At 57.6% G+C, this 7500-nt stretch carries 9 protein-coding genes; 7 read left to right on the top strand and 2 right to left on the bottom strand.

Annotated features, from left to right (window positions below; all coding sequences use genetic code 11):
* Window positions 1-233: 233 nt before the first annotated feature.
* From ACODS0_RS22435 to ACODS0_RS22415, 5 genes are all read left to right on the top strand, one after another.
* A complete protein-coding gene (locus ACODS0_RS22435; RefSeq protein WP_488837263.1) occupies window positions 234-1061 on the top strand; it encodes a DUF932 domain-containing protein in 828 nt (275 codons plus the stop codon).
* A 214-nt stretch (window positions 1062-1275) separates the two neighbouring features.
* Window positions 1276-1602, top strand: coding sequence for a hypothetical protein (locus tag ACODS0_RS22430; RefSeq protein ID WP_488837262.1), 327 nt, complete (start codon window positions 1276-1278; stop codon window positions 1600-1602).
* The gene (locus ACODS0_RS22425; RefSeq protein WP_488837260.1) at window positions 1586-1939 is read left to right on the top strand and encodes a type II toxin-antitoxin system RelE/ParE family toxin; all 354 of its coding nucleotides are present in this window, start codon (window positions 1586-1588) and stop codon (window positions 1937-1939) included. The genes ACODS0_RS22430 and ACODS0_RS22425 overlap by 17 nt, the downstream gene beginning before the upstream one ends.
* Window positions 1936-2259, top strand: coding sequence for a helix-turn-helix domain-containing transcriptional regulator (locus ACODS0_RS22420; RefSeq protein WP_488837258.1), 324 nt, complete (start codon window positions 1936-1938; stop codon window positions 2257-2259). The genes ACODS0_RS22425 and ACODS0_RS22420 overlap by 4 nt, the downstream gene beginning before the upstream one ends.
* A 25-nt stretch (window positions 2260-2284) precedes the next feature.
* Window positions 2285-2746, top strand: a complete 462-nt coding sequence (locus ACODS0_RS22415; protein ID WP_488837256.1) for a hypothetical protein — start codon at window positions 2285-2287, stop codon at window positions 2744-2746.
* 632 nt (window positions 2747-3378) lie between these two features.
* Here ACODS0_RS22415 and ACODS0_RS22410 read toward each other — a convergent pair.
* Together ACODS0_RS22410 and ACODS0_RS22405 are read right to left on the bottom strand one after the other, a co-directional pair.
* Window positions 3379-4206 (bottom strand): hypothetical protein, encoded by an 828-nt coding sequence (locus tag ACODS0_RS22410; protein WP_488837254.1) that lies wholly within the window; start codon window positions 4204-4206, stop codon window positions 3379-3381.
* A 115-nt stretch (window positions 4207-4321) separates the two neighbouring features.
* On the bottom strand, window positions 4322-5302 hold the full coding sequence (locus ACODS0_RS22405) for an NYN domain-containing protein (RefSeq protein WP_488837252.1): 981 nt from the start codon (window positions 5300-5302) through the stop codon (window positions 4322-4324).
* 138 nt (window positions 5303-5440) lie between these two features.
* Between ACODS0_RS22405 and imuA the strand changes: the two genes are divergently transcribed.
* A complete protein-coding gene (gene imuA, locus ACODS0_RS22400) occupies window positions 5441-6238 on the top strand; it encodes a translesion DNA synthesis-associated protein ImuA (protein ID WP_488837250.1) in 798 nt (265 codons plus the stop codon).
* On the top strand, window positions 6177-7493 hold the full coding sequence (locus ACODS0_RS22395; protein ID WP_488837248.1) for a Y-family DNA polymerase: 1317 nt from the start codon (window positions 6177-6179) through the stop codon (window positions 7491-7493). The genes imuA and ACODS0_RS22395 overlap by 62 nt, the downstream gene beginning before the upstream one ends.
* Window positions 7494-7500: the final 7 nt, after the last annotated feature.

Genomic DNA, 7500 nt, shown 5'->3' with positions numbered 1-7500 from the left:
GCCAGTGCTAGCTTTTCGTACCGTCACTTATTGCACTGAAAACGAGGAGACCCCTTGTTGGCCACCTAAACCCCCGCCCCCTCGGTCATTGACCAGGGGGCTTTTTCAATTGCGGGAGGTTATCAGCGGCGCCGTGGCATTCAAGAGGGTATTCGGTCAAGGCAGACGCCCTCAGACCGTTTTTGTAACCGGCATATGCCTTGCGCTTGCCACAACACTCCTGGAGATTCACTATGCAACTCGCTTCTCGTTTCGCTTCCCGTTCCCCCGTCCTGCGTTCTCCAGTGCCGCTGAGCGATGACCAGATCCGCTTGGTGGCCCCTTCGATCTTCGCTGAAGAAGCCCATGACAGCCGGTCGAATCGCTACAGCTACATCCCCACTTCCGTGGTGCTCAACAAACTGCGAGGGGAGGGCTTTCAACCTTTCATGGTCACCCAGACGCGCGTGCGCCGAGAGGACCGCCGTGAGTTCACGAAGCACATGATCCGACTGCGCCACGCAAGCCAGATTACCGGCAGTGAGGCCAACGAGATCATTGTTTTGAACGCACACGATGGCTCGAGCAGCTACCAAATGCTCGCGGGTATGTTCAGATTTGTTTGCTCGAATGGCCTGGTATGCGGCGAGACCGTTGCCGACGTACGGGTCCCGCACAAAGGCGACGTTGCCTCACAGGTCATCGAAGGCGCCTACGAGGTTCTGCAGGGCTTCGATCGCGTTGCACAGTCTCGCGACTCGATGCGCGCCATCACCTTGGATACGCACGAGGCGGAAGTCTTTGCCCGGTCCGCACTGGCGCTCAAGTACGACACCGAGGTCAAGCCCGCTCCGATCACCGAGGCGCAGCTCCTGCAACCGCGGCGAAATGCAGATGCAAAGCCCGACCTCTGGTCGGTGATGAACGTCTGTCAGGAGAACGTGAGCAAGGGAGGGTTGCGCGGCCGCACCGCCACCGGCCAGCGCCGACAGACGCGCGGGATCCAGGGCATCGACCAGGACATCAAGCTCAACCGCGCTCTGTGGCTCCTCGCCGACGGCATGGCCAAGCTCAAGGCGTAGTCGCCATGCGATTCTCTCGATAGCGTCCTGGCCCTCAGGTCCTGCCAGCTGCAGATCCAATTGGACTAGCACTACCCAACCCCCGGCCTAAACAGCTGGGGGTTTCTTTTTTTGCGCGGCGCCCGGTTACTTCGTTCCTTCAAGCAAACAACCAAGTACCCGCTGGGCATGCGCACCGCTTGCCTGGCCCTATCAACCACAACCTGGAGATCAAATGATCGAAACATTCAGCATGCAAGACCTGCCTGCAACCTGCGTCCTCTATGACAAGCTGGCGGTCGGCACCTCGCTGCGTATCGACGACAACGCGATAGGCTGGGATGACGACTTTGAGGCCCTCGTGGGAACCAATGCCTACGGCCAAGACTATGTCTGGGGGGCGCTGACTCTCGAAAACGTCGAGCAGTGGCGGCAGCGCCTTGTCGATTCCGGCAACTTTGGTTTTTGCCCTGACCGCGAGGAGGAGCACCTGGACGTCCTCGCGCTGCAGTTGCATTTGAGTAACCTAAACGTTACCATCCCAAATGGCTGCGCGGCTTGAGGAGTACGTGCGCGAGGACGGCACCAATCCCTACAAGGAGTGGTTCGACAGCTTGGACCTCCAAGCGGCGACCAAGGTGACGATCGCAAAGGCGCGCCTGGAACTCGGGAACACTTCCAACGTGGAGTGGTTCCGCGGCATCGGCGAGTACAAGATCAATTGGGGCCCAGGCTACCGAATCTATCTTGCGAACGACGGTGAATCTCTCGTGGTGCTTTTTGGAGGCAGCTCAAAGAAGAACCAACAGCGCGCAATTGACCAGGCGGTAGCGCTGCATGAGGAATACAAGGCCAGGAAGAAGGCCCAGACCCCAACGAAGAAAGGTGGACCGCGATGAGTCTCACGCGAGATTTCAAGCTGACGGTAGTAGAGCGCGTTCGACGCGAGCCGGAGTTTGCACGAGCGCTCTTGGATGAGGCGGCAACGCTTTTTCTTAACGGTGAAACCGATACAGCACGGCTGGTCCTTCGGGATCTGGTCAATGCCACAGTAGGTTTCGAGCAACTTGCTACAGTGACCAAAAAGCCCAGCAAGAGCCTGCATCGGATGCTATCCCCCCGGGGAAATCCGAGCATGGATAATCTTGCTGCAATTTTTGGCGCGGTACGAATCGGACTGAAGGTGGACTTCGACGTGCGTGTTGTCGAGGCTGCCTGATTGGAGGGCCCAAAATATATCCCTCATGGCATTGCCATGGGGGGTTCTTATATTCAAACTGCTGGCTCATTCATTCGGCCAGCGCAAAATGGACTCCTCAAAAATGAAACAAGCCCAAGATAGCACACCAGTACTTGTCACCCTTCGCTCCGCAATTGCACTGCGGCAAAATGCTATCGAGATTTCCTACAAGCTGTCTGCAATGTGTCTGCTCGGCGGAATCATGATCGGGGCCTTCCTCATAATGATCCTGATACCTGAGCTTGGCTCGATGAAGAACGGGCTTCAACCAGTTCATCTCGTAGCACTTGTGCCAGGAATCGTCGCGGTGGGAATTGGGCTGACGCCCGGAAAGAAGCCGCAACGAATCCCCTCGCTTACACACCAAGAGATCGAAAGCATGAAAACCACGATGGGACTTTCTGCCGAACTGGTGGAGCGTACCAAGGCTCAAGTTCTTGTCGTTCGCGACCACCCGGCAAAATAGAACCCTTATTGAATCCCCCCAGACGGGCACGGTCCCCTCTGGGGATGGTGTCTGTCCACCTGGAAAAGGCACAACCCGTGGCAGCATTTCCTCGAAGGGATGGTATATCCGCTCTCTTCTGATGCCGAAACAAATCCCCCAATAGCCTGCAACTTCAAGGTAGGCGACAAGGTAAATTTCACCAACGACTATGGTGTGGTTTTTCGAAATGAAACTGTGACAGGTTTCTCACCAACAATCGAAGGCGGTAGGTTCGTTTATCTTGACTGGGCTTCTTGGTGGTTCCCGGCGAAGCCCGAGCAACTCAAGATGTCTTGCGAATAATGAACTCCGCAGATTTCCAAGTACTTTGGATAGTAAAACTATGGGACGGATTTTCCAACCAAGAGTTTCAGCGGCGAGGCTCCTATGAGCAGCTTGCAAACTCTATTGCGGGGTATCCCCCTGCATACATTTGGTCAATCTCAGGTGAACCGGTTCGTTCCTTAGACTGCAAAGAACCAAGATAGGCCGATGGCCTGAAGCGCGAATAGTGCGCTCAATTGAAAAGCCCATCCAATCCATGGATGGGCTTTTTTCTGCCTATACCTCTTCGGAGTGATCGCCAATACCCACCGAGAAGCCATTCATATTTATCCTCTGCTGTATGACGGCGAAATTTGACTCATTAACTCATTAAAATCACTCTCCGAAACAGAATGAAGCGGCTCAAATTTCCCTGCTTTACCATCGAAGATGTACTGGGAACAACGGCAATCGTCAGCTTGCTCTTCACAGTTTCGGCAGGGAGATGAGCAAATCTCGACCATTCGGTCGATAGCCTGGGACGGGTCACCGGAATCATATGAAGATGAATAGCCGCTGCTTGAGGTGGGCTTTTTGCCCATTGCGAACTCCAGTACATCGTCTGCGTCTTCGAAATTCCAATTTGACAGGGATTTTAGCCCTGGAAGAAGTACCGCACGGCAATAGTCGAACCTGTATTTTTCTAGATGACAAAATACACGCCCCTCGTGCTCGACCAGGCTTTTGAAGGAAATTTGCCCATAGCGGTCACCGAGGTCGACGTATCGATCTGGTTTGATTCGGATATGTTTCAGCGCATTGTTGACGGCATCTATCAGTTCCATTTTGCGGTTAGAAATATATGCGCCATCTACTGCAAACATTTCGTCAAAAGACTGAATCAAATCCGCGCGGCGTTCGTTGATTCCTGCCGCAGACCGAATGGCTTTTAGATAGTCAACACTATGCGCCAGTATGAGATTTGCACCAAATGCCTGATGGAGTGATACTCTGTTCTTTCTAACGGTTGTTTCGATTTCTAGTTTTGCCGGCTCAAGAATAAAATTGATGTAGTGCATATAGTCTTCGCAGGCTTCTTTGACTTCTTCGCTCATAGCTGGAAGCTTGATCTCTACCGGATGCTCTTTCGGTGCGGAAACATTGATAATTGCCATGTTTTCTATATTATTGGGATCCGCATATTTGCAGAAAGGTTTGCCGGCCAACTGTTGCCAAATCTGCGGCAAACATTTAGATTCAGGGGATAGAACGGTGCTGCTGCTATGGGAGCTAAGACCTGGTGGGCGACGCCGTAGTATTTTTTGCTTTGACGTACAGCACCCTTTGCGTCTGACCCGGCGAAGTTCGTTCTTCTGTCTCAAAAATATCTGACTTGGAGCGCACCAGATCCGATAGCTTTTTAAAGCCGTATAGCCGCGAGTCGAACTCGGGCTGCAGTTTGGTCAGATAGCCACCAAACGTACCAAGATGAGCCCAACCAGAGTCGTCGCTGGAAAGCTCCAGCGCTTCCAAGACAAACTGTTTTGGAAATTCGGGCACTGCGAGTGGCACCGGCGGTTCCACTTTCACGGCTGCATCAGCCTGCGCAGGCTTTGCACCAGGAGCCGTAGCGGTGTTGCTAGCAGTCGGCCTTAACACCTCGGTGAAAATGAATTTGTGGCATGCGTTCCTGAATGCCTCGGGCGTTTTGTGTTCACCAAAACCGATGACCGTGACGCCTTCTTCTCTAATGCGGGTTGCGAGACCTGTGAAGTCGCTATCGCTTGAGACCAGGCAAAACCCATCGAACTTGCGGGTATAGAGCAAGTCCATGGCGTCAATGATGAGCGTGCTATCCGTTGCATTCTTCCCGGTGGTGTACGCGAACTGCTGAACCGGCTTGATGGCATGGCGTTGCAGCACCTTTTTCCAGGATGCGCTCGTCGGGGCAGTGAAGTCGCCGTAGATCCGCTTCACGGTAGCTTCACCGAAGCGCGCGACTTCCGCGAGCAGGCCGTCAATAACGGCCGCCTGTGCGTTGTCGGCATCGATCAAAACCGCGAGCCGCATTGTCGGCTCGTCGGCGCCTTGCTTAGTTGAGACCCGTGGTGCTGTCATTGAACGTGTGGGGTTGAGTTGTGCGATGCCCGATTCTCGTCCGAACTGGCCGGGGGAGGGCCGTGTGCAGCTGGTGCACTGGCGTGAGCGCATGGAGATAGAGAATCTGACCGCACTGTAGGTGTATTGGTGCTGCTTGCGGCCGAAATTCAAGCCGGGCGGCGCTGTCTTGCTACGAAATTAGCGCTACCGCGCAGTCCAAACCAGGGTGCACTTTCTACTTTGCATAGGCGGGCATATACTGGATATTCATACAGCTTTTTTGCCAATGACCGCCCCCGTCTCCCGTCCATGCCAGCTCCCATCCCTTCTGCTTCCGGCGCCTTTGATCCTGGCAGCCTGCCACGTCATGTGGCCGAGGCTGTCTGGCGCGGCGCGGAACTGGGCGATTCCGTGTCGCGCACTGTCTCGTCGGGCTTTGCCGAACTGGACATTGAGCTTCCTGGCGGTGGCTGGCCAACCCACAGCCTGACCGAGCTGCTCATGCCCCAGGCGGCCCTCTGCGAGTGGCGCCTCCTCAGTAGGTCCATTCCCTCGCTCATGTCCTCTGGCGGCCGGATCTACTTGATCGCCCCGCCCAAGCAGCCGCATGCCGCAGGTCTGGAGCAGTTGGGCCTGAACGCGGATCAGGTGGTGTGGATCCATGCGTCGACCCCCGTGGACCGACTCTGGGTGACGGAGCAGATCGTCAAGTCCGATCCCGCCGGGGCGGTGCTGTCCTGGCTGCCTCAGGCACGGCCAGAGCAGATCCGCCGGCTGCAGGTCCACGCCCAGTCCTGCGATGCGCCCGTGTTCCTGTTCCGCCCTGTGACAGCATTGACCGATAGCTCTCCAGCGCCGCTGCGTGTCGCCGTGGCCCTGGCCAACGGCTGGAAGCTGGAGGTCCGCATTCCGAAGCGCAGGGGCGCGTCGTTGGATGAGGCCTTGTACCTGGCAGCGATGCCAGGCAATCTGGAGTCGGTGATTCCGCCCCGGCTCAAGACCGTGCCGGCCCCCGCCGCCGCACTCTCCCGTGAGGAGGCCTCCAATGCGTGGGCATTGGGCCGCGTTGCTCCCCATCCCTCTGCCGACCAGCCCGTCTCCCATTGATGCGACTTCCCTCGGAATCTGGGCCCTGCAGTTCACCCCTCGGGTGGCTCTGGTGGAAGATTCCGTAGTCGCAGAGGTGTCGGGAAGCGCGCGCCTGTTTGGAGGCATGGAGACATTGCACTCCCTCATCGAGGGCGGTGCTGCGGAGCTGGGTGCCCGCATTGCCTGGGCCCCCACAGGCACGTCAGCGCTCGCCTTGGCTCGCCACGCACCTGGGGAGGCCGCTTTCGACGGTTTTCGCGCTCCATTGGCCAAGATCCTGGACCCCTTGCCGCTGCAAGCAATCTCGGCAGTGGGCAAGCACCAGCCCACTCTGGCCCGCGTGGGCTGCCGCTCGCTCGGCGACGTGCGCAATCTCCCGCGTGGGGGCCTGAGCCGTCGCTTTGACAAGGACCTGCTAGCCGCCCTCGACCAGGCGTACGCACTTCGGCCGGAGGTCTACGAATGGATCAGCTTGCCCGAGACGTTCCATGCAAGGCTAGAGCTGACGTCGCGGGTAGAGACTGCGCCAGCCCTGCTGTTCGGCGCCCGGCGCCTGCTCGTGCAGATGGCGGGATGGCTGGCCGCGCGTCGCATGGGGGCCACAGCCTTTACGTTCAGGTGGTGCCACGACGTCATGCGCGCCAAGGACGCCGGCGCCGGTGGCGAGCTGACCGTTCGCACTGGCCAGCCCACACAGAACGTTGAGCACTTCGCGCGGCTGCTGGCCGAGCACTTGGCCAAGGTCCAGCTTGCGGCCCCGGCCGGAGACATTGAGCTACTCGCTCCTGAGGTCTTGCCGATCATCGAAGAGAGCCGATCCCTCATCCCTGAGACCTTGCGCAAAGGCGCCAATACAGATCTCGCCTTGGAGCGAATCCAGGCACGCTTGGGGAATACCTGCGTTCGCCGCCCGGCCTTGTCTGCAGACCATCGGCTGGAGTGGATGCAGAGTTGGGAGTGCAATGCCCAACGCAAGTCGTCGCAACCCCCCTACGAACTGCCCTTGCCCAGCTGGGTCCTCGATGAGCCACTGCGTCTCATCGAGCGCGACAACCGCCCGTACTACCAAGGGCCCCTGCAGTTGCTCCTGGGTCCTGACCGCATCGAAGGCGGTTGGTGGCAACTGAGTGGCGAAGGCGCCGATGCGCGACCCCTCAACGTGCAGCGCGACTACTGGCTTGCTCTGAGCGCGCACGCCGGCGTGCTCTGGGTGTTCCAGCAGCGCCTGGCGCGAGACCAGACCGCCTGGTTCCTGCACGGGCACTTTGCGTGAACCTGGC

It is taken from the genome of Acidovorax sp. FG60 (genome assembly GCF_057808995.1).
Note: the sequence above shows the minus strand (reverse complement) of the source record. Positions and strands in the feature narration are given on the sequence as shown.

Coding starts and splice junctions, on each gene's coding strand:
- ACODS0_RS22435 (WP_488837263.1), top strand. CDS start 234: ATGCAACTCGCTTCTCGTTTCGCTTCCCGTTCCCCCGTCCTGCGTTCT.
- ACODS0_RS22430 (WP_488837262.1), top strand. CDS start 1,276: ATGATCGAAACATTCAGCATGCAAGACCTGCCTGCAACCTGCGTCCTC.
- ACODS0_RS22425 (WP_488837260.1), top strand. CDS start 1,586: ATGGCTGCGCGGCTTGAGGAGTACGTGCGCGAGGACGGCACCAATCCC.
- ACODS0_RS22420 (WP_488837258.1), top strand. CDS start 1,936: ATGAGTCTCACGCGAGATTTCAAGCTGACGGTAGTAGAGCGCGTTCGA.
- ACODS0_RS22415 (WP_488837256.1), top strand. CDS start 2,285: ATGGCATTGCCATGGGGGGTTCTTATATTCAAACTGCTGGCTCATTCA.
- ACODS0_RS22410 (WP_488837254.1), bottom strand. CDS start 4,206: ATGGCAATTATCAATGTTTCCGCACCGAAAGAGCATCCGGTAGAGATC.
- imuA (WP_488837250.1), top strand. CDS start 5,441: ATGCCAGCTCCCATCCCTTCTGCTTCCGGCGCCTTTGATCCTGGCAGC.
- ACODS0_RS22395 (WP_488837248.1), top strand. CDS start 6,177: ATGCGTGGGCATTGGGCCGCGTTGCTCCCCATCCCTCTGCCGACCAGC.